Annotated in this window: 19 protein-coding genes; 9 read left to right on the top strand and 10 right to left on the bottom strand. The window is 51.9% G+C overall.

All coding sequences use genetic code 11. From position 1 onward, the window contains the following. Positions 1–2: 2 nt before the first annotated feature. From J4G78_RS00555 to J4G78_RS00535, 5 genes are read right to left on the bottom strand one after another with little or no spacing between them, the layout of a single operon-like run. Positions 3–299, bottom strand: coding sequence for a hypothetical protein (locus J4G78_RS00555; protein ID WP_207987957.1), 297 nt, complete (start codon positions 297–299; stop codon positions 3–5). Further along, entirely contained in the window at positions 292–1593 is a 1302-nt protein-coding gene (locus J4G78_RS00550) for a hypothetical protein (protein ID WP_207987956.1), read from the bottom strand. Before J4G78_RS00550 ends, J4G78_RS00555 begins: the two co-directional genes overlap by 8 nt. Beyond that, positions 1590–3377 carry a type III secretion system outer membrane ring subunit SctC gene (gene sctC, locus J4G78_RS00545; protein ID WP_207987955.1) on the bottom strand — a complete coding sequence of 596 codons (1788 nt, stop codon included), beginning with the start codon at positions 3375–3377 and terminating at the stop codon, positions 1590–1592. Before sctC ends, J4G78_RS00550 begins: the two co-directional genes overlap by 4 nt. Continuing rightward, positions 3374–5356 carry a flagellar biosynthesis protein FlhA gene (locus J4G78_RS00540; RefSeq protein WP_207990296.1) on the bottom strand — a complete coding sequence of 661 codons (1983 nt, stop codon included), beginning with the start codon at positions 5354–5356 and terminating at the stop codon, positions 3374–3376. The genes sctC and J4G78_RS00540 overlap by 4 nt, the downstream gene beginning before the upstream one ends. 2 nt (positions 5357–5358) lie before the next feature. After that, a complete protein-coding gene (locus J4G78_RS00535) occupies positions 5359–6309 on the bottom strand; it encodes a lytic transglycosylase domain-containing protein (protein ID WP_207987954.1) in 951 nt (316 codons plus the stop codon). A gap of 490 nt (positions 6310–6799) precedes the next feature. On the opposite strand from J4G78_RS00535, the gene J4G78_RS00530 reads away from it, so the two are divergent. The 6 genes from J4G78_RS00530 to sctT are packed head-to-tail and all read left to right on the top strand — an operon-like array spanning position 6800 to position 11335. Beyond that, complete coding sequence (locus tag J4G78_RS00530; protein ID WP_207987953.1) at positions 6800–8002, top strand: EscU/YscU/HrcU family type III secretion system export apparatus switch protein; 1203 nt, start codon at positions 6800–6802, stop codon at positions 8000–8002. Between the two features lie 2 nt (positions 8003–8004). Next, positions 8005–8373 (top strand): flagellar biosynthetic protein FliO, encoded by a 369-nt coding sequence (gene fliO / locus J4G78_RS00525; protein ID WP_207987952.1) that lies wholly within the window; start codon positions 8005–8007, stop codon positions 8371–8373. Then, the gene (locus J4G78_RS00520) at positions 8370–9527 is read left to right on the top strand and encodes a FliM/FliN family flagellar motor switch protein (RefSeq protein WP_207987951.1); all 1158 of its coding nucleotides are present in this window, start codon (positions 8370–8372) and stop codon (positions 9525–9527) included. The genes fliO and J4G78_RS00520 overlap by 4 nt, the downstream gene beginning before the upstream one ends. Beyond that, the gene (sctR, locus tag J4G78_RS00515) at positions 9527–10219 is read left to right on the top strand and encodes a type III secretion system export apparatus subunit SctR (RefSeq protein ID WP_207987950.1); all 693 of its coding nucleotides are present in this window, start codon (positions 9527–9529) and stop codon (positions 10217–10219) included. Before J4G78_RS00520 ends, sctR begins: the two co-directional genes overlap by 1 nt. 15 nt (positions 10220–10234) lie before the next feature. Continuing rightward, positions 10235–10501, top strand: coding sequence for a type III secretion system export apparatus subunit SctS (gene sctS / locus J4G78_RS00510; protein ID WP_207987949.1), 267 nt, complete (start codon positions 10235–10237; stop codon positions 10499–10501). 3 nt (positions 10502–10504) lie between these two features. Continuing rightward, positions 10505–11335 (top strand): type III secretion system export apparatus subunit SctT, encoded by an 831-nt coding sequence (gene sctT, locus J4G78_RS00505; protein ID WP_243457168.1) that lies wholly within the window; start codon positions 10505–10507, stop codon positions 11333–11335. A gap of 32 nt (positions 11336–11367) precedes the next feature. Here the strand turns inward: sctT and J4G78_RS00500 are convergent, their stop codons facing one another. Both J4G78_RS00500 and J4G78_RS00495 read right to left on the bottom strand, forming a co-directional pair. Continuing rightward, positions 11368–11748 (bottom strand): hypothetical protein, encoded by a 381-nt coding sequence (locus J4G78_RS00500; RefSeq protein ID WP_207987948.1) that lies wholly within the window; start codon positions 11746–11748, stop codon positions 11368–11370. A 7-nt stretch (positions 11749–11755) separates the two neighbouring features. Then, a complete protein-coding gene (locus J4G78_RS00495) occupies positions 11756–13327 on the bottom strand; it encodes a DNA/RNA non-specific endonuclease (protein ID WP_207987947.1) in 1572 nt (523 codons plus the stop codon). A 233-nt stretch (positions 13328–13560) separates the two neighbouring features. On the opposite strand from J4G78_RS00495, the gene J4G78_RS00490 reads away from it, so the two are divergent. After that, positions 13561–15060, top strand: coding sequence for a pentapeptide repeat-containing protein (locus tag J4G78_RS00490; protein WP_207987946.1), 1500 nt, complete (start codon positions 13561–13563; stop codon positions 15058–15060). 71 nt (positions 15061–15131) lie between these two features. Beyond that, positions 15132–15803, top strand: coding sequence for a hypothetical protein (locus J4G78_RS00485; RefSeq protein ID WP_207987945.1), 672 nt, complete (start codon positions 15132–15134; stop codon positions 15801–15803). 48 nt (positions 15804–15851) lie between these two features. Here the strand turns inward: J4G78_RS00485 and J4G78_RS00480 are convergent, their stop codons facing one another. The 3 genes from J4G78_RS00480 to J4G78_RS00470 form a co-directional block, all read right to left on the bottom strand. After that, complete coding sequence (locus J4G78_RS00480) at positions 15852–16625, bottom strand: sulfite exporter TauE/SafE family protein (RefSeq protein ID WP_207987944.1); 774 nt, start codon at positions 16623–16625, stop codon at positions 15852–15854. A 32-nt stretch (positions 16626–16657) separates the two neighbouring features. After that, complete coding sequence (gene secA / locus J4G78_RS00475; protein WP_207987943.1) at positions 16658–19384, bottom strand: preprotein translocase subunit SecA; 2727 nt, start codon at positions 19382–19384, stop codon at positions 16658–16660. A gap of 108 nt (positions 19385–19492) precedes the next feature. Further along, complete coding sequence (locus tag J4G78_RS00470) at positions 19493–19777, bottom strand: hypothetical protein (protein WP_207987942.1); 285 nt, start codon at positions 19775–19777, stop codon at positions 19493–19495. Positions 19778–19871: 94 nt separating this feature from the next. Here J4G78_RS00470 and argJ point away from each other — a divergent pair, with 94 nt between their 5' ends. After that, positions 19872–21065, top strand: coding sequence for a bifunctional glutamate N-acetyltransferase/amino-acid acetyltransferase ArgJ (gene argJ, locus J4G78_RS00465; protein WP_207990292.1), 1194 nt, complete (start codon positions 19872–19874; stop codon positions 21063–21065). Position 21066 lies beyond the last annotated feature (1 nt).

The raw sequence follows: 21066 nt of genomic DNA, 5'->3' as shown, positions 1-21066 counted from the left end.
GATCAGCTCTTGCGCGCCATAGTTTCAAGCGCTTTGGAAATGCTGTCCATAGATGTGTGTGAGCTTTGCGACATAAAACTGAGACGCATGGATTCAGCTGTTAACAGTGTAATTTGTGACGGCGAATCCTGTCCTTCCGTTAAGGTGTTCGCACGCATCTCAATCTCGTTAGCTTGATTATCCAGTGCGTTGCCCCAGGCATTAGCAAAGGCTTCGAACCAATTGCTGCTGCGCGCACGTTGGCCCGTGCTTGGCGTAGCTGCTAGCTGATTAAGACTGACATTTAGATCATTACTCATAGTCATTTCCTTTCTGCGTTACATTTGGGTCGGCTTGTTGTTCTTCTACATTCGCACCGCTTGCTGGTTCTTCAGAAGCAGAAGCGGGAGGTGCGGCGCTTGCTGAGGCGATCGTCATCGGCGAAGGCGGCGGCGCAAGCCTGATTTCTTCAACCTGGCCGGCGCGTTCAAAAGACAGAGCGCCACCGCGGGCGCGAACGATCTTATGACCGGTCGGTAGGGTTGCGCCTTCGAACCAAAAGGAACCATCAGCGGTGACAAGATGGCCGGGTTCACCGTCAACATAGGTTGCCAACCCATATTTTTCTGAGTTGAAGAAATATTTCAGGTCTTCCTGGCCCCGCGCTCCCACCAATGCGAAGCTAATCCCTGCCAATTTCGGTAGATCCTGCTTCAGTTTTTCGCGCAACTCGGTCTGCCGGTCAACTGGCAGATATTCAGAAACGATTTCAATTTTCCCAATCCCAGACGGTTTTGCCTCGGCGTCAATGCCTTGACCGGACAGCATATCGCTAGCCGCGCGAGCGAGCCCTTGGGTCGTTTCAATATCGACAATAGCACCAGAGAAACGGCGGTCGATCAAAGCCTGCAATCGTTCTATCTCTGCTTCATCACGGACAATGCCGCTGATCAACATCTTACTTCCTGACGGATCTACACCAACGGTTACACCCGCAAAGCCTGCATCCGCGAATGCCAACTGTGCATCGTCGACGCCATTAATCTCGCTATCCACAATTTGCTTTAGTGGTTCGATGGCCAAGGCCAGCATCAGCGCAAAAGCCGCCACCATCAGAAATCCTGGCCCTTTCATCCAGCCCGGCAAATAGCTCATCAAAGACGTCCAGCGTGACCGCGTCTGATCGGATAATGTCGGTCGAACAACATCTTTCAGCTCCAGCGTGCCATCGCCCGAGCGTAGCGCGATCGCATTTGCTTCACCCCAGCGTTCGGAGCCAGGTCTTCCAACCGCAACATGATATTCGCCTATCTTGATCGGCACATATGGCGGGAGTGCGATGCTCTCTCCCTGCGCGATTTCGCTGCCCAGCAAAATAGCATGCCCGCCGACGATATGAGCAATTACATCATCGCCCCGGGTGGTGAGTTCGACCAATGCCCCAACCGTTTCGCGCCCTCTTAAAACAATGTCGCTGTCCAGACTATGCCCGAGCACCATTGTTGTTCCGGGTACCAGATGATGTTCGGCACCAGCCAGTCTTCCATCCAATACTCTTAAGAGCGTGCAAAATTCCGAAGCAGTTGCAGAGATGTCGCGCTCCAACAGGCTCATCTATTCCTCCGCTCTTTCTTGGTCTTGCCTTGCAATTGCTCCAACGGGATCGGAGCGCGCCTGGACGTGCTCGTCATGCGGCTTGGCCCACCCTGCCCAACCACGCGCGGCGTAATCAGAAACAGCCTTTCTATCCGGGAACTACCCTTACGGCGCTTTTTGAAAACATTGCCAAAGAGCGGAATGTCGCCAAGGACCGGGGTCTTTGATTTGAAATCAAACGTGCTGTCGACGGTTAATCCGCCTAGCAACACGCTCTCACCCTGGTTGACAATCGCCTGACTGGTGACGCGGGATCGCTTCAGGACTGGCAGGCCGTTTACACCGGACTGAGTGGGCGAACCATCTTCGATATCAATCTGCAATTGCACGCGGGTTTGATCACCTTCTCGCACTATAGCGGGCGTGACACGTAATACCGTGCCAATTTCAATCCGTTCCAATCGGCCAAATCGCCCCTCCACCTCGACATAGATTTCCTGGCTGTTGCTGAACAATGCTGCTCTGTTGTCCATCGTCGTCAGCTGCGGCCGCGATACAATGCTCAGCGCGCCGCGTCTTTCCAATGCCGTAATTCGCGCACCAAAAATATCACCAGAGCCGGTGACATATTCGCCCTGAGCATTGGGGGCACTAAAGCCTGGCACCGGATTGGCAGACACCCCTCCGAACAGAACGTTAAGGCCGTCAATTTGTAAGTTAAAGTCAATGCCAAGATCTTTCAGCCGATCGATGTTGAGATCAATAATCGCCGCTTCAATCTCGACCATTCGTGGCGGCAGATCGAGCGAAGAGATGATACCTTCATAGACCTTCATCGCCTGCGGACGATCCCTCACGATTACAGCATTTTGCGTTTGATCAACCTCGATACGGGGGCCGTTAACGTCCCGAAGATCTGGTTTTACCTTTTCGTCTTCATCCAGTGCGGCAGGAGGCGATAAAATATTGATGCCGCCATCCAATATTCCATAGTCCGATGGCGGAGGCCGATTGAAGACATCAACATCATCACCGCTAGTGCGAACGGTGGCCGATGATCGGCCGTCACCCATGATACCGCTCAAAATGCTCGCGAGACCCGGATTGCGGCTTTCACGGTCTCCGGTTCTGGTGAAAGTGTCATTGGCCTGCGCATAGCGGAGAAAGAATATGCGCACTTCATACGGACTACGTTTTGATGCGGGCACCATCACTTGCGATCGCACTTTGTAGGCGAGCGGTGATACGATCGGCTTTTCATAGGCTGCAGGAGTTACAGGTGGGTTGGCTACTGACGACATTTTTGCGCGGGATGCCATCGCTCCGACTTGTTCCAGAAATGCCGGAACGCCAGAGGCGATCACCATTCGGCCATCAGTTTTAACGCTATTATATTGATCCGTCAAACCCATGCGTTGGACGTCGCTGACCAACCGTGCTCCGTCGACATCATCGAAATTTCGGGTCTGAATTTCGCTGGAGCTATAAATTCGGACAACAGATTTGTCGTAAAAACCAACAAGATTAAAGGCCCTTGAAACTTGGCCCCAAATTGCCTGAGCATTGCCCTGAAAGCGGCCGTTGATTTTCTGTCGGCCAATAGATGCGCTGACTTTTGCGCGCAAACCAGTTTCTGCAAATAACTGTTTCAAAAAATCCGAAACATCGCTGTTGCGCGCAGTAATACTGACATCTTTGGATGGAATTGGTGGTTTTTCGGCAAGAGCCGGTGCTGCTATGGCAAGGCATAGCCCACCTATCGCGCCGCGCAAAAATAAACTAATTTTTGGCATATCCATCATTCTGCGGCTTCCAATTCATCTTGTTTTTCTATGGCTTGTGGTGCCCAACGCAGTTCAGCGGCGATGTCCAGGGGAACTGAGGGTATTAATTCGTTGAACGAAATAACTGGCAAATCGAACAGATCAGCGGCGATCATCAACCGCAACGGGCGCCGCAAATCACGGGCGGTCAATATCGCCGATGCATTGGCGGCTTTTGCTTCGCTTTCAACCAGATCGATCAGAGCGCGCATCTGAACCGGCGTGATTGCAAGGCGTGTCTGCCCTTCCACTTCGGTCAACGTGGCGCGAATATTTTCTTCCGCTTCGCTGCTGATCATCACTACCGGCAAGCGCCCACCCTTCAATACAGGCGAAATAATCTGGCGGCGGATGCTAGCACGAACCATTTGTAATAACGCAGGAGCCTCACGCTGTTCCTGCCCAGCTTCGGCAATGGCCTGGACCACATCGCGGAGGTTTCGCAAAGAGACTTGCTCTTCGGCCAGCATTTTGAAAATCTCGGTGATTGTGCCAGTCGGGACGCCGCGTACGGCCTCTTTGACAACTTCCGGGTAATCATCACCAAGCCAGTTGAGCATGTCGGTCACTTCCTGCAGCCCTAGGAATAGGGGCAGGTTGCGCCGCAATTCGAGACTGATAGGCGCTGCGGGTTGGTCGCTTTCCGCTTTATCGAATATGCCGTCGCCAAGGGGCGCACCAAAGGCCGCAAGCGACCAAAGGACGTTGTCCCCAATCTGATCATTGTTCAGGGACATAGGAACAATTTTGGCGGGAGGTAAACGAACCCCTAAATTATCCTGAATGGACTGAAATTCCCGCTTTACCGATTCGGAGAGGCCCACAAACCGCTCGGCATCGCTCTCTGGGTCAGACCCCGGCATGCCGATGGTCAAACGCAACGGATCAACCGCAGAAAGTTGGGCCCGCTCAATCAATATCTCGCCGCCATCGTCGGCTTTGGGAGCTTGCGCGACCCCAAAGCGATCGCGGATATAGCGTCCGGTGTTGGGGGACAACCATAGTCCGCCAACCATCATAGCTGTCGCCAGGCCAAGGAAAACCAGCGTCGGAAAACCGGGAATAAGACCCATGAGCAGGCACATGCCTGCAGCGATGAACAGCACGTGCGGCTTGCCAGTCATCTGCTTTGCAATCGCTGGACCAAGATCACGATCGGTTGTTTCGTCAGTCGTCCGTGTAACCAGCAAGCCTGCTGACATGGCGGCAAATAGAGCCGGAATTTGTGCGGCCAACCCGTCACCGATGGTCAGGATAGAAAAAGTAGTCACCGCTTGGCCCATGCTCATATCCAGATAGAGCGTACCGACGGCGAGGCCGCCCAAAAGATTGACAATAACAATGACTATCGACGCGATGGCGTCGCCTTTGACAAATTTCATCGCACCATCAAGGCTGCCATGAAATTTGCTTTCCTGTTCCAAAGTGTGGCGCTTGGCTTTTGCTTCTTCCTTGGACAATATGCCCGACCGCAGATCGCTATCAATGGAGAGCTGTTTGCCGGGCATCGCATCAAGGCTGAAGCGTGCAGATACCTCCGCAACCCTCTCTGCCCCTTTGGATATCACGATAAATTGAACCACCGTGATAATCAGAAAGACCACGAGACCAACCACAAGATTTCCGCCCGATACCATCTTGCCAAATTGTTCGACAATCTGGCCGGCATTCGCATCCGTAAGGATCATCCGGGTCGTCGCTATACTGATCGCTAGCCTGAATAATGTTGTCAGCAGCAGAACCGTTGGAAAGGTCGAAAAATCTAGCGGCTTCACAATATAGAGCGCGCTTAAAAGCAGCAGGATACCGATGCAGATATTTGTACCGACCAGTATGTCCAGGGCAACTGGCGGCATCGGCAAGATCAGCAGCGTGATGACCGCGATCACGAGAAGCACCAAAATCGTATCTGCGGCGCGAATAGGGATGTTTATATGAGACCTTAGCCGAGAAAGCATGGTCAAAATTGCACTCCCTGATAACCATTTTCACCGATTAGACGGACGTAATGAGCCTTGACACTGCGCACATAATTCTGGGTTTCTTTATAGGGAGGAATGCGGTTTCCATATTTGCTGACCGCACCTTCGCCAGCGTTGTAGGCGGCCAGCACCAAGTCAAAATCGCCATCATATTTGGCGTGCAAGTCTCGTAAATGTCGCGCGCCCGCATCGACATTGCTGGCTGGATCGGTCAACCGCGCTCTGGGCACACCCAACATTTGGCCGGTTCCCGGCATAATCTGCATTAATCCGACTGCACCAGCTTGACTGCGAATGCTGGCACGGTAGCCAGATTCCTGCTTGATCACTGCATGTAGCAACAGGGGATCAATGGCATAGCGTAAAGCTATCTCAGAAATCAGGGCATCATGGCGAGTGGAGTAGCTGCGTGGCCGCAGCGTCAGGATGTCGTTGTCCAGTGATTGACCAGCGACAGCACCAATTGGCGCTGTGGTCGTTGCCATTTCTTCCCAGGCGCTGATCTCCTGAATATCTGGAGCAATTCTGTGGATCAGCTGCTCATCTTTGCCGATAGGGCGAGGGCGAATAACTGCATGGTGATATTGCGGTTCTGAACGCGTTTCTGTTTTCTGTTTGGCCCGCTTTGCTTGCGAGACGTTTCTTGAGCGTTGATTGTCGAAACGGCTGTCGACATCGCTATTGCTTTCGATCCTGACCGGAGCGACCGGACGCATGATCGTTTCGGGCGGCGCAATGATAGTTTTTTCCGAACACCCTTTGAGTGACTGAAATCTTGAAACCGACGAAGCATCTGCAACGCGAATGGCACCATCTGTCGGGCAATTGAACATCAACTCCGAAGCAAATTGCTCGGAATCACCAACTGATATTTGTTGAGCGTGGGCCGCAATCGGAAACAGATAGGTTGGTAATAATATAGGTGCCAAAAAAAGAAATCTACGTGCACTGCCGCAAGGCGCAATGCGCCTAGCAGGTCCCTCAACAGCCAGCATAGCCAAACCTTTCGCCGAGAAATAGGGGGGTTATCGACCAAGCCTAAATCCCCAGCTTCGTCGTCCATGTCTCGGTTCTCAATTGAGTAAACTCGTTTTGTGACAAAGTAAAGAAAGGTTAAAATTCCGTTTCGCACTCAATTGACTCGAGTGTTAATAAGAAAGATCGCCGGAAAAACGCGATGACGCCTGAATTTATCATGTAATCCCAGCGTATTTTTTGTATAACTAAAGTGTCACAAAACCTCGCACCCGCCCATGATTTCAGGCTTTTTGAGCATAAAAATTCTGATAACGCACGATAACGTAGCGTCAATTCCAAATTCACAATGCCCTGCATCACAGAATGTTGACTTGCACCGCTATTTGCGTTCACAAGTAAATATACAATGTAGCGACTCTGACCACCTGATGGATTTTTGCGATGAGCGACAAAGATAAAGATAGTGGTGACAAGACGGAGCTACCGACTCCGAAGAAGTTGAAAGACGCAAGAAAAAAAGGCGACATCGCTAAATCAAAAGATGTTGGTGCTGCCTTTTCGACCGTCACCTTCTGTCTTCTTTTTGCAGTTGCCGCGGGATATTGCTGCTTGCTCATTGGACAATTTGCATTGGCCATGTTGAGCCAGGCGACCAGCATGCCATTTGACGCAGCACTGGATCAATTGGGCCATCGTGCGTTGTGGTTGTTTATCGGATTGTCAGCCATGCTGCTCGGCCCAATGGCGGTTATCGGAATGCTGGTGGAATTTTTTCAGGCCGGCCCGGTCATGACCGGTGAAAAAATGAAACCAACACTGGATAAACTCAATCCTGTTGAAGGATTGAAAAGGATGTTCGGAAAAGACGGGTTGGTCGAGATGGTCAAAACCCTACTCAAGGTCGCAGCGTTGGTGAGCATAGTCATTCTCATATTTTTTGGCGCGATCGGCGAAGTTGGCGGCATCGTCCGACAGGCGTTGTGGACTGAACAGGTTGGAGCAGGCCAGATGGCCGGTGCCCGAACGCTAGACCTGTTTTATTCGATCACCCTGCAATTGCTGATGTGGTCTGCGTTCCTGTTCCTGTTCATCGCGCTGCTCGATCGCATCTATTCCAAACATCAATTTATCAAAAAAATGAAGATGAGTCGGCGCGACATAAAACAGGAATATAAGGATGATGAAGGCGATCCAATGGTCAAATCCCATCGCCGTCAATTGCATCAGGAATGGGCGGACAGTAACGCCGCCCAAGCAAGCGGCAGTGCCGCAGCCCTGCTGGTAAATCCGACCCATATCGCCATTGCTCTCGACTATAACGAGGATGACACACCCGTGCCTGTTATTGCCGCCAAAGGACAAGGACCGTTGGCACAGTTAATGCGCGATAACGCCCGGGACAATGATGTGCCAATCATTCGTAATATAGCTGCCGCGCGCAAGTTATGGGCCCGCGGAGAGACCGGAGAGATTATCCCGGAGGACATGTTCGATGCGATAGCAGAAATTATATTGTGGGCGCGCAAAGCGAAAGCCGGACAAGCACCGATGGAACAGGAACTTGGTGGCGATGTGATGGCTTTTGAACAGGATGAATATAGCGATGAACCGCGTGAGGACAATCACCGCGCAATGGAGGCTTAAGCATGGGAATTGGTACGGTGGTTTCTTCCATCATGGCGATTGTGGTCGCTATGATTGTTGTGCTGGCAATGGCCTGGGGCGTGATTTGGCTTTTACGCAAATTGCAGGATCGCACGATGACGGAAGCGGGCGAAGGCGGCGGCGAGCGCCCCATGCGATTTATACGGGCGCTGCCGCTAGGTCAGCGCGAGCGACTGGTGCTTGTTGAAATCGGGGGAGAGCAACTGTTACTTGGGGTCGGTGGCGGCATCATAACAATGCTGGCCGAATGGGACGCACAAGGACGCCGCATTCACGGCGCGGACTTGACGGAGCAAAATCGGAAAATTGATCCAGCCATCCTCGCCGGTATCAGAGAGGCAAGATCATGACTTCATTTCTGTTTGGTAGCGGTCCGGCGCTAGAATTACAGGTTGAAGAAGACATCGCTAGGACGGACGCAGAAAGACTGCCCACATCTGCCGCGCATGCCATCCGAGCAATCGATACTAAGGAAAACGCGTTTGCCAATCGCCTTGCCGCATTGTTCCAAGCTTCGCCGTCTGACAAATGTGATGATTGCGCAAACGGGCCGTTTAAGTCGTGCAAGATAGTCCGTGACCTACCCTGCCCCTCGGGTCCCCCGGTATTTTCTGATAACAAAGGGCGTTATTTTCAACCACTGGCCACAGCCGACGGTCCGGTTCATGCCGATGACGCGAATCTGGACGGCTTGATAGAATTGCTCGAACAGTTCGAACCGCTTTTGCAGATATTTGAAGAACGTACGGGTCACGCCTTCGAACCGGCTTCTTTAACCGAACATTGGTCAAGCGATACGGTGTGGATCGAATTTGCAAATGCCATTGATCAACCTGAAAAGGACCAATCATGGAGCGCGCGGTTTGGCTTCGCTCGCAAATATCAGCATGTTCAAACCTTACCCGAACCGTCGGTAATTTGCGATTTGCAGAATTTACCTGTCGCGGTTCAACTTATCCTCCGCGGGCCTGCTCTAGATCTGTCCGACGCGGAAAAAATTGCATCGGGAGACATATTGCTGCTCGGTGTCGAGACATTGACGGCCAAGCTGATTGCCGATCCGCAATATTCCGGAAAACCACAAATAACCGAAGGTTGCTTGAATTTGCGTTCCGGGCATTTTCAGCGAAGCGGCGTCGCCGATGCGACATCTCCCCCACAGAATATTCAACAAGGAAAACCGGCCATGCCAGATGATGCTGCGACCGAAACACCTGAACCTAATCCAAAATCCTTCAAAGTTCCGATCAATATCTGTTTGCGGGATGTTGCTGTACCCGCAGAAGCGCTGACGCGTTTGACCCAGGGTTCGACGCTCGACCTCATGCCCGTGCGCGAGGGACTACAGGTGGATCTCAATGTTGCCGGGCAAATGGTAGGTCGCGGTGAGATTGTGAAACTGGGTGAAAGTTTCGCGGTATTGATGGATCATGTGTCTGCAGAGGACAGCCAAATGAACGAAGCGTTAGACCAACAAAAATCCGCCAATGCGGAAACCGATTGATGGATCTATCGACCTTCACTCCCGGCTCCGCTCTTGTAACGGTCCTTCTGGTAGCACTGGCGCCATTTTTTGCTGTCATGGTAACATCATTCACAAAAATCGTGGTGGTGCTCGCATTGTTGCGCAGCGCCATGGGTTTGCAACAAGTACCGCCCAATCTTGTGCTCAATGGTCTGGCGCTGATATTGACGCTCTACGTTATGTATCCGGTGCTGGAAGACATGTCAGAGGCAGCCGGTTATAGTGAGCAGGTGAGCGGGATAGAAGGCGAAGGGCCTGAAATCGAGTCACCAATTGATGATACCGGCGCGATATTTTCAACGGCTGACAAAGCCAAAGAACCGTTGCGATTATTCCTGCTCAAACATAGCGATCCCCGGGAAAGGGCGTTTTTCCTGCGGACCCAACAAAGATTGAGCGACCCGGAAAAAGCTGCCGAACTAACGGATCGTGATTTCATCGTGGTAATGCCTGCCTTCGTTGTGCGAGAGTTAAAAGTGGCATTTCAGATTGGGTTTCTGATTTTCTTGCCCTTCCTGATTATCGACATGGTGATATCCAATATCCTGCTGGCGATGGGTATGATGATGCTCTCACCGGTGACCATCTCGTTACCGTTCAAGATATTATTATTCGTGCTAATAGATGGCTGGGTGAAGCTAACCCAGGGCTTGGTACTTTCCTATGTTTAGCCAGAGGCGAAGCGCATGAGCGCCGACATACTGGGGCTGACTATCGAAGCTTTGTGGCTAATCTTATTGCTATCCGCGCCGCCGGTGATTGCCGCTTCTGTTGTCGGCTTGATTACAGCGATCATCCAAGCGGCAACGCAGTTGCAAGAACAGACTCTGCAATTCACTTTGAAATTTTTTGCAATTGTGCTGACCATTTTTCTCACCGCCTCGCTTGTTGGCGGCAGCCTCTATACTTTTGGCGACAATATTTTTTCGCGTTTCTATACCATGGTTGGTTAGACGGTGATTGCCGGTGATCCTTCGCTAGGCGATGCGCTGACGACCATTGCGCCATGGACGCAGCAGGCCTTACTTGTTGGCGTGTCGTCCGCCCGCTTTGCCTTTGCGTTCATGTTTCTGCCCCTATTCTCAACCGCAGTCATTCCCGCAATGGTTCGCAATAGCCTCATCGTTACCTTTGGATTGGTCGCGTTCTCCTTGCAGGCAGACTTCATTCCGCGCGATCTAAGTGCCATCGGGTGGCTGGTCGTATTTTTGAAAGAAGCCGGTGCGGGAACCGTGATCGGTTTCTTTTTCGGGACAATATTATGGGCCATGGGCGCTGCTGGCGAGATGATAGATAATAAGGTCGGCGCGACTATCGCGCAGATTCTTAATCCGATGACCGGCACCCAGTCTTCTTTAACATCAGACCTGCTAACCCGCTTTGGCCAAGTTGTTTTTGTTACCGCTGGCGGTATCACAATATTGGTCGGTGTGGTGATGGAGAGTTATGCGATATGGCCCATTGGTCCTGGCGGACTTCGCTTTAATCTGGATAGCGTGACCCTGTTTCAGGCCGAATTTGGTAGGATGTTTACACTCGCCTTTCTATTCGCTGCACCTGCCATCGTCATGCTGTACATCATTGATGCCGGACTCGGGCTGCTCAACCGGATCGCGCCACAATTCAATGTTTTCATATTATCGCTTCCGATTAAAAGCGTCGCTGCAACCTTCGTTTTGATCCTGATCCTGCCACTGATCGCGGAGGCATTGCTTCATGATCTGGGAACACGAGCAGAGGTCTCCACTGAGGTTCTAAGAGGGGTAGGAACACCGACAGGGAATTGAATATCCAATGGCCGCCATTGTCTTGCGATATTCTATTGTGGCCGCAGTTCTTCTTTCATTACGGCCATGTTAGCAGGCGTCACTTTCCATTTGTTCGCGTCTTCATATTCGAAAGATACCGCAACGTTCATCTCTGGTTTGGAAATCTGGATTAGCACTGTTTTCCAAGGCCCCTGCCCTTCAATTTGCGTGACTTGCTGAAAATTCTGCAGCTTGTCCATGATGTCGCCGTTTCGCGGTGTCCCGGGCGAAGATTTACCGTTGGCATCATAAGAAAAACCGGTCATGTCAACACTGGTTGGGGTAACAATCGCTACCAGCGACATCGCCTCCCATTGACGACCAGCATATTTTTCATCCTGTACGATCATCGCACCGATCTCATGCAGAACATCATTAGCTATCGCATCCATAGATATCTCATTCGAAATATTGTTGCATCTGTCCGCTTGGTACTCGATCAAACGTTTCGCCAGCTACATTGTTAAATTGCTTCATATTATCAAAGATAACATCCCCTGTTTTCGGGTCAATCACTTCATAGGCAATTTCGATCTTGCCGGGTCGACCGTCCACTATATCTTTCAATTTGATATCGACGGAGACTTCCCCGCCGGCTGTGATCCAGTCAGCCATCTCATTTTCGACTTTTTTGAAGCCGCTATTGTTCAAATTGGCATTCTGGGGAAACAGGTTCTTCAACCCCTGATCTTTTACAAATCGATGACCAATAACATGGCCGCCTTGATCGGTCGCTAGCCGGGCGGCACCACCAACCTCAACCTGCGCAGCTTTTTCTGCGGAACTGCGAGGAGCTTTTACAAAAACTTCGCGTAATGTCGCATGGGCTTCTACCGGACGTCCCGCACCATCCAATGTCCATTCAACACTATTTTTTCCTACCTTGGCGGATTGCTGGGTCAGTTGCGTTGCCCGTGCCGCCAGCGCCGCCTCATCAAGATTATCGGCAGCGCGAGCCGTATCCGTCAGTGCATCACCAGCTCTTACAATATCGCCCGTTTTATCTGTTGCGCGCACGCTATCTCCCGCCGCGTCAAGAATACGGACAGCATCGGCAGTACCGTCAATCACTTGCGCGCCTTTTGATGCCTTTCCTGCAACCCCGGCTACAGGAACAAAAGTTGCAGCAACCTCAAACGTAACCCGCCCGACCGTCTCTCCCCACCAGCGCGCTTCAGCTTGCGGCCCTTGAGCCACAGCTTTGGCGTGATCCGCCTCCAGACCGTCCCAGGCTTTATCAATTGCGTTGCCGACATCATCCGCAATTTGCGACGCACTGTGGCTCGCAAAATAGTTTTTGGCGGCATTACCCATGTCTTGTAGAGCCGCCGTGCTTACATCACCGCGGCGGTCACTGGGTAGCACCGCGTTCATGGCTTGCCCAACACTGCTTGTGCGTAACCAGCCCTGAACCGTTTCTGGCAATGCCGATTTTGCTGTATTTCGTACAAAGTCCCCAACATCTCCCGCAAGGCCGACATCTGCGCCATATTGAACTGCGCGACCGGCGAGACTGGCAATACCAACGACCATGTCTTTGGCTCCGTTCAGCATCCCCTCTTGCAGTCCTGCGGTGAACGAAGTTGCGAGGCCGGGGGTATCCAGTATCTGTTGAAGACTGGCGCCCCAGGTTGTTTGATCCAGCCCAGCCTTGCGCCCCAATTCTGCGACAGCTGGCTGAATAGCATCGAGCGCCATCGCGCCGGAAGAAAATTGCGCGGTAAAATCGGCAACCTGCGTGGTCCAACTTGTTTCTTGCTCAATGACCCACGCCAACTCACCCTGCTGGACGGGGCTTAACTGACTATTGGCCTGTTGTTGAGTAGCTTGACCGATGTCGATATTTGCAGTCGCCAATTGCCCGATGTCGCGGCCCAGAAACTGGATATCCATATAATTTTGTGGCGGAGGAGGAGACGAAGTTATCGCGGCGGATTGGATGCCGGATGCGGACGTAGCGGGGTCAACCATATGCGGAAACTCCTCGGTCAGAATTCACTCTCGCGTTCGTGATAACCGATAAGGGGGAGTAGCCGCGCTAGACGTTATGACCACTACGCCTAAGCAAAACGATTAGTTTAAGCCGCCCCGAGCCTGATAATTGGATGGTGGAATGCCCGGTTTGACTTGTCATCGCTTCGTCGCGAATATCGGATATGGGCATGGTAAAGACGATTCGCATCGGGGGCTGAGGGAAATTTAAAATGCTCGAATTGATATTAGCGGCTACTGCTTTGAGCGGTACGCAGCGAGAAGAAACCGGCGTTGCAGCGACAGTGGATAGCTGTATCGCGGCTGGTATCGGTGCAAACGGAATTGATGATCCATCACTGAGGCGCGTCGATGGCTCGACCATCCAAAAACTATCTGATCTAAAAAGTCTCCGCCGACGCAACGGCAGAGGCACCGCGCCAATCATCGTTGACGGCGGCAACTTTAAGGGCTGGCAGCTTAAGAAGCTGAAGCTACAGAACATCTGTTTCGTAGGCAGCGATTTCTCGGGTAGCGACTGGTCTAGCGTTAGTGCCAGCGGGCTAGGCTTTATCCGCACCAACCTCGCCGGTGCCAATCTTAGCGGAGCGCAACTGCCTAGCAGTTTGTGGCGCGAAAACGATATGTCAGATATGAACGCAAGCGGTGCCAATTTGGATGGCGGTCTTGTTGATGGAGGATGGGCCGGCAGCTTTGCACGGGCGAGCTTTGACAATGCATATATGCGCAGCTTTCGTTTTAATTGCGGTGCCAGCGAATCCAATGGCTGTTCGTTTAATCGCCAAGGCCTATCGCTGAAAGGCACAGATTTCAGGCAGTCTAGCATTGGCAGTTTTTCGTTCTGGGATACCGATACGACCGGCGCCCAGTTGGGAGGTGCGACCATAGCGCTTAACCAACTTCCATTATTAAGCGACATCAATCTCGACCGCCCAGCGATATTATCGTTCGGGAACCAAGAAATTCCTGTCACCCAAGACGATATCGATGCGTTGCGGCAGGCTATCCGCTATGATAGCGAAAGCGGTTTAGCACCATGGTGTGTAGATCAGAGCACCGCATCTTGCCCGGTTGTTTTTCAGGAAAACGCAGCGCTGTATGAGGATGTCCAAAGATTGGCTGCGGAGCGGACAGGACGAACGGCTGATCGCGTCCAGGCGGCTTTTGAAAAAGCACGTAGTGCCTGCCTGAACAAGAGCGAGAAACAACGCGCGGAGTGCCTGGTCGCCTTGCACTGGCGGCGACGCGAGACGCTTTTATCGCAAGGCGCGCGACCAGAATGGCTGGATGGGGAAACTATAAGAGTATATGCAGCAAGCGAGCTATCGATTGATCCCAATTTCGCCAATAGCAAAATTGTTGAACAGGTGGCTCCAGTCCTGCTCGACCAGATGGAAAACATGGTGGTGTTACGCAGTGATAAGCCGGGGCAATTACAGGCCCGATTACGCAGCGAAAACGGTTGCGTAATCAGCGCCGATAATATCGTCTATTTGCGCCGACAAGGACGAATGGCGCGGCCTTTGCCGAGAAAAAAATACCGCTCGCTTTTTTCGGTTTCTGATGATGTGCTCACCTGGTCGAGACTTAGCAATCTGAGCAAAGACAAAGCATTGTTACAATGCGAAGACCGACCGATGATCCTACAACGGATAAATCTACCGCAAGATGTGGCTTATAATTTGTGGCAAAAAATGAATCTGCAACCCTAAGCGTTTCGATTAGAGACATGCCGGTGTATGTCGGGCTATGAGTTGAATGTTATGACTGACGAGCGTTTTCTGTGAAGGTCGGCTCAACCACCGATCCACAATCTTACGCGGCTGCGCGGCTGCCTGAACCTGCACGTCTGGATCATAACAATGCAGTGGCTGATATTCAGTCTCGCAACAATGCTGTAGCCGCTCCCGTTACCAAGGCGCATCCCGGCGCTACAGCAGCAGCCGTTGCTGACATATCCGCCGACCGCAACAAAGATGAGTTTGCCCAGATAGCCGATTTCGCCGCTGGTCGTTCGGCCCGCCCTCCCGCCGGTTGGCGCCAAGCGGGAACGTCGGAATTGTCCGAGATAGGCATGCGAAGCGACGCCATCAGCAGTCTGCCCAACGCACAATTTGCACGTATTTTCACCGCGGGTACCGGCAAAAATCAGCGCATCGCCGTTCATTTTTCTGAGCAATCTGGCCATTGGCAGCAATGGCTAAAAGCGGGTGGACATGGGTTTGGACCAGCCACTGCCCCGGCTGCACAACAGAAACAATTTGTATCGGAACTCGGACAAGCAACGAATGCGACAGTCACAGTGATTGACGAGAATAGCGCACCATCAGACGAGCTCCTGACAGCATCCGAATTGCATTCGGATTTAAAGTGGCACACTCCTGATCCGGGCAGGCTAGCCTATATTCAGGACTCAGGCCGCGCTATTGCTTCCAACATAGCGACCCTCTTTTGATATTCAGCCGCGCGCTATAGTTAGATAGCAATTGGTAGCCCCCAAGTTTCACCCAAATTGCTCCCATAAGATGCGCATGGCTACATACAGAATCAACAGAGCGGTGAGCCGTTGAATCCAATGCTCCGGCAGCGCCTTGCTCGCAAAAAAACTTCCAATTTGTCCGCCAATAAATACGGCTAGGAAGAGCGGCCAATAGGATGTTATTGGCATACCGGCCTGTTCCCATTGCGATTTCATAAGCTGCCCGACAAGGCCGCTAGCTGAGTTAACAAGAATGAATACGCTCGCCGTTGCCGCTATTCTGCGGCTGTCAGCCCAGTTGGTCAAAAATAAAAGTGGTGCGAGAAATATGCCGCCGCCTATGCCTACCATGCCCGAAAGAAATCCGATCGCGCCCCCGATTGTTGGCGCAAACCATATCCGCCGGGACCATGCCGAACGAGATGCCGCATGACGATTGCGAAAAAAAGGCTCTGCCAAGAGCAGCAGACCGGCAACAACCAACGACAGTCCAAGCAGAATAAGGAAGCTATCACGATCTATCACCAGAAGGCCGCCCGCCCACGCGGCAGGCACCGATAGCAGCAGAATTGGCCAGATCCTTCGCCAATCGATCAATCTCCGCACCTGAAAGCGAAGCGTAGCGCCCATCACCACTATGATATTGCAAAGCAGTGCGATAATCGGAAGTATCCGATAATCCAAATCGGCAAGCGCTAGCAGAGCGATGTAAGTAGAACCGCCTCCAAAGCCGACAGAGGCATAGAGGGCCGCCGTGAGAAGAAAGAGCAACGCGAGACCGGCAATGCCAAAGGCCATGTCAGGTCTCGCCCCGCGTCCGGCTCACGCGATCAATATTTGCCGTGACAATGCTTGTATTTCCGGCCCGAACCGCAAGGACAAGGCGCATTACGACTGACACCGTCAAAATTGACGTCGGCGGGTGCCGCTCCACCCGACTGGCGCGGCGGCATTGTGGCAGCGACCGTACCCAATGTCCCACCGTCAATGTCATCACTGTTATCTTCACCGGTAAGCGGATCGATATGCGTTGTCAGGAAATCTGGTAGCTCTGGCAATTCCGGCACTTCAATTTCTTCCTGACGATGGAACTGGCTAACCGCGATGGTTTTTGTCACGCTTTCACGAATGACTTCCAACATGCGTTCGAACAGACCAAAGGCCTCTTTCTTATATTCATCCAATGGCTTTTTCTGAGCATAGGCGCGCAGGAACACCACCTGTCGTAGCGCGTCAAGAGTGGCCAAATGCTCTTTCCAATTATGGTCGAGCGATTCCAGCAAAATTGATTTTTCTATCTGCACCCAGATTTCAGGATCAATCTGCTCGACTTTGGCATTGAAATCAGCGTCAGCCAATTCGACAATCCGCGTTTCAAGAATCTCCGGTTCAACCGCATCTTCCTGCAACCAGGCATCAATATCAGGCTTGAGATTAAAAACCTCTTCAACACGGGTTTTGAGCGTTTCTGTCTCCCATTGCTCCGGATAACTTCCCGGCGGGCAGCAGTCTGCGACAATGGCATTCACTGTTTCAAGGCGCATATCCTCAACCACGTCGCCAACCGTCTCAGCATCCATGATTTCAGAACGCTGTTCATAAATAACCTTGCGCTGATCATTCATGACATCATCATATTCGACAACCTGTTTACGCGCCTCGTAATTGCGCGCCTCGACCTTTTTCTGAGCCGTTTCAATCGCCTTGGATAACCACTTACCACCAATGGCTTCACCGTCTTCGAGGTTTTTGTTCATCATTTTGGCAAACATCGTCTCGGTACCAAAGATGCGCAGAAGGTCATCTTCCAAACAGAGGTAGAATCGGCTTAACCCCGGATCACCCTGACGACCGGAACGGCCACGCAGCTGGTTATCAATCCGGCGGCTTTCATGCCGCTCCGTTCCTAAGACGAACAAACCGCCGGCTGCGCGGACTTCTTCCCGCAATGCCCGGACTTCTTCCTCAATCTTGGCAATGGCCTTGTCGCGCTCAGGCCCCTCTTCCATATCGGCGAGTTCCTGCTCGACGCGAAAATCAATGTTGCCGCCCAGCTGAATATCCGTCCCGCGACCGGCCATATTTGTGGCAATAGTGACAGCGCCCGGGCTACCCGCCTGCGCGACAATATGTGCTTCCTGTTCATGAAAACGCGCGTTCAGAACATTGTGCGTTACATCTTCCTTCTTCAGAAAATCTGATAGCAGTTCCGATTTTTCAATCGACACTGTACCAACCAGAACCGGTTGGCCTTTGTCGCTATGCTCTTTGATTTTCTTGGCTATTGCCGCAAATTTATCGATCGTGTTCTTATAAAACTCGTCATTCTCGTCTGTCCGCTGGATCGGTTTATTCGTTGGAATGGTCACGACGTTCATTTTATAGATTTCAAAAAATTCTGCGGCTTCCGTGGCGGCCGTACCGGTCATGCCCGACAATTTGGGATACATCCGGAAATAATTCTGGAAGGTAATCGAAGCCATTGTCTGGTTTTCTGGCTCAATCTTGACGCCTTCTTTCGCCTCTACGGCCTGATGCAGGCCGTTGGACCAGCGCCGTCCGTCCATCATGCGGCCGGTAAATTCATCAATGATCACGACCTTGCCGTCTTTGACGATATAATCGGTGTCGCGCTTGCGCATGACATTGGCCATCAATGCCTGATTCAAGTGATGTACAACCTGGGTATTTTCAAAATCATAGAGGTTATCGCCTTCGAGCAATCCTGCTTCTTCGAGTAGACGCTCGGCTTTCTCCGTGCCCTCTTCTGTCAAAGAAATGTTGCGGCTTTTCTCGTCTTTCTCATAATCTTCCTCGGTAATGCTCTGAACAACCTCATTGACCGAAACATAGAGCTCTGACTTGTCGTCAGTAGGACCAGAGATAATCAAAGGCGTCCGCGCTTCATCAATCAGAATTGAATCGACTTCATCGACAATGGCGAAGTTAAATGGCCGTTGGACCATCTGGCCGCGATCATGCTTCATATTATCGCGCAGATAATCGAAACCAAACTCGTTATTGGTTCCATAGGTGATATCTGCGGCATAAGCCTCTCGCCGCTGTTCTTCGCTAATGTTCGGAACAATCGTACCAAGACTCATGCCCAGGAAATTATAGACCTGGCTCATCCACTCACCATCGCGGCGCGCGAGATAATCGTTTACGGTGACAACGTGGACACCTTTGCCCTCAATCGCATTGAGATAACAAGCAAGCGTCGCGACGAGCGTTTTACCTTCACCCGTCCGCATTTCGGAAATTTCGCCGCGATGCAAAACGATTCCGCCGACCATCTGGACGTCATAATGGCGCTGACCCAAGGTCCTCTTGGCCGCTTCGCGAACGACCGCAAAAGCTTCAGGCAAAATATCATCCAGCGTTTCGCCATTTGCCACTCGTTCCCGGAAATAAGGCGTTTTAGCCGCTAATTCTTCATCGGACAAAGGTTCGATTTCTGGTTCGAAAGCGTTGATCTTATCAACGACTTTCATAATGGTTTTTACGTAACGGTCGTTGGAGGACCCGAAGAAGGATTTGGCAAAGCCGCCGATCATGATGATTTCCGATATTTTATAGCTGTTGGGCGTATAAACAGCCCGTTTACGTCTGGATTTGGGAATAGTTGTGGACAAATCAACACAGTGACTGTCCAGAAGGCCGCTCTAGGGGGCGCCTTCTTCATGCTCCAGCTTGTCGCCAATAGTCGACTGTGTTGGCAATACCGCCCAAACAGGCTTAGTTTCGCGCGAACCAGAGAAGGCAATAATGAAGGGCTCCTCGGTCGTTGCAAATGCCCAGGTAGCCTTATCCCAATCAGATGATGTTGCGCGTTCAACTTCGGAAGCCGTTTCATTGCCAGCTGTCTCCGCCGTCATAGCAGTAGCCGGCGTATTGACGCCCACTGCATTGAAAAGCAGCAACATAAAACTTGCAATATAGACGTTCATCAATAAGCCCTGTGAGAAGTTCATCGCTTTAGCAAAACAATAGATAAAGGCAAGTTAAGTGTCAGAAACTATATCACCTCTTGCCCCCAAGCACATGCCCAAGCTTCCTGAAATGTCAGGCGTAACCCGTCGCATCGCGCAAGCCCGATATAAAGAATGGGACCGCTGCGATCTTACTTATATAGAATTGGCCGAAGGGACATCGGTCGCGGGCGTCCTGACCCAAAGCAAGTGCCCTTCCACAGAAGTAGAGTGGTGCCGCAAAGCATTGCTGGGCGGCAAAGCAAGAGCTTTGGTCGTCAATGCAGGCAACGCCAATGCCTTCACCGGCGCGCGGGGAATGGAAGCCGTGCAGCGGATATTGTCCCTAGCGAGCAATCATCTGGATTGTTGCGAGGAGGAAATATTCGTTTCCTCAACTGGTGTAATTGGTGAACCCTTGCCCAAAGACAGGGCTGAAGCCGGCTTAAATGCAGCTTTTATGGCAGAACCGTGCGGTTGGACAGAAGCTGCCGCCACGATCATGACCACTGACACTTTCCCGAAAATGGCGACCACGAGAGCTATTATCGGCGGAAAGACCATCCATCTTAGCGGCATTATCAAAGGGTCCGGCATGATCGCACCGGATATGGCAACGATGCTGGGCTATGTTTTTACGGATGCAACAGTGGATCCGGGCTTGCTCCAGGACATGCTGAACGCGGCAACGGCAAAGAGCTTCAATTGCATCACTGTTGATAGCGACACTTCCACAAGCGATACCGTTCTGGCCTTTGCCACCGGACAGCATGACGCCCCTGCCCTGCAGTCTTTTGACGACCCCGGAGCCGATGCGTTTCAGGCGGCGTTGAACGATTTGTGCATGCAGCTAGCTCATCTCGTCGTCCGTGACGGCGAAGGCGCGAGCAAATTTATCGAAATTGCTGTGATGGGCGCTGAATCCGCTGAAAGTGCCAAGCGAATTGCCTTGTCCATTGCCAATTCCCCGCTCGTTAAAACCGCCATTGCCGGGGAAGACGCCAATTGGGGCCGGATTGTCATGGCGGTTGGGAAAGCCGGTGAGCCAGCGGACCGGGACAAGCTGGCCATCGGGTTTGGCGGAGTTACAGTTGCGCGCGACGGGCTCGTTGTTCCAGATTATGATGAAGCGCCCGTCGCGGCGCACCTGAAGGGCGACGTAATTGAAATAAGCGTCGATATCGGCATTGGTAACAGTAAGGCCACAGTCTGGACCTGTGACCTGACCCATGGATATATCTCGATAAACGCCGATTACAGGAGCTAAA

The sequence above is a fragment of the Parasphingorhabdus cellanae genome (genome assembly GCF_017498565.1).
GTDB classification, from domain to species: domain Bacteria; phylum Pseudomonadota; class Alphaproteobacteria; order Sphingomonadales; family Sphingomonadaceae; genus Parasphingorhabdus; species Parasphingorhabdus cellanae.
This window is presented reverse-complemented; position numbering and strand designations above follow the sequence as displayed.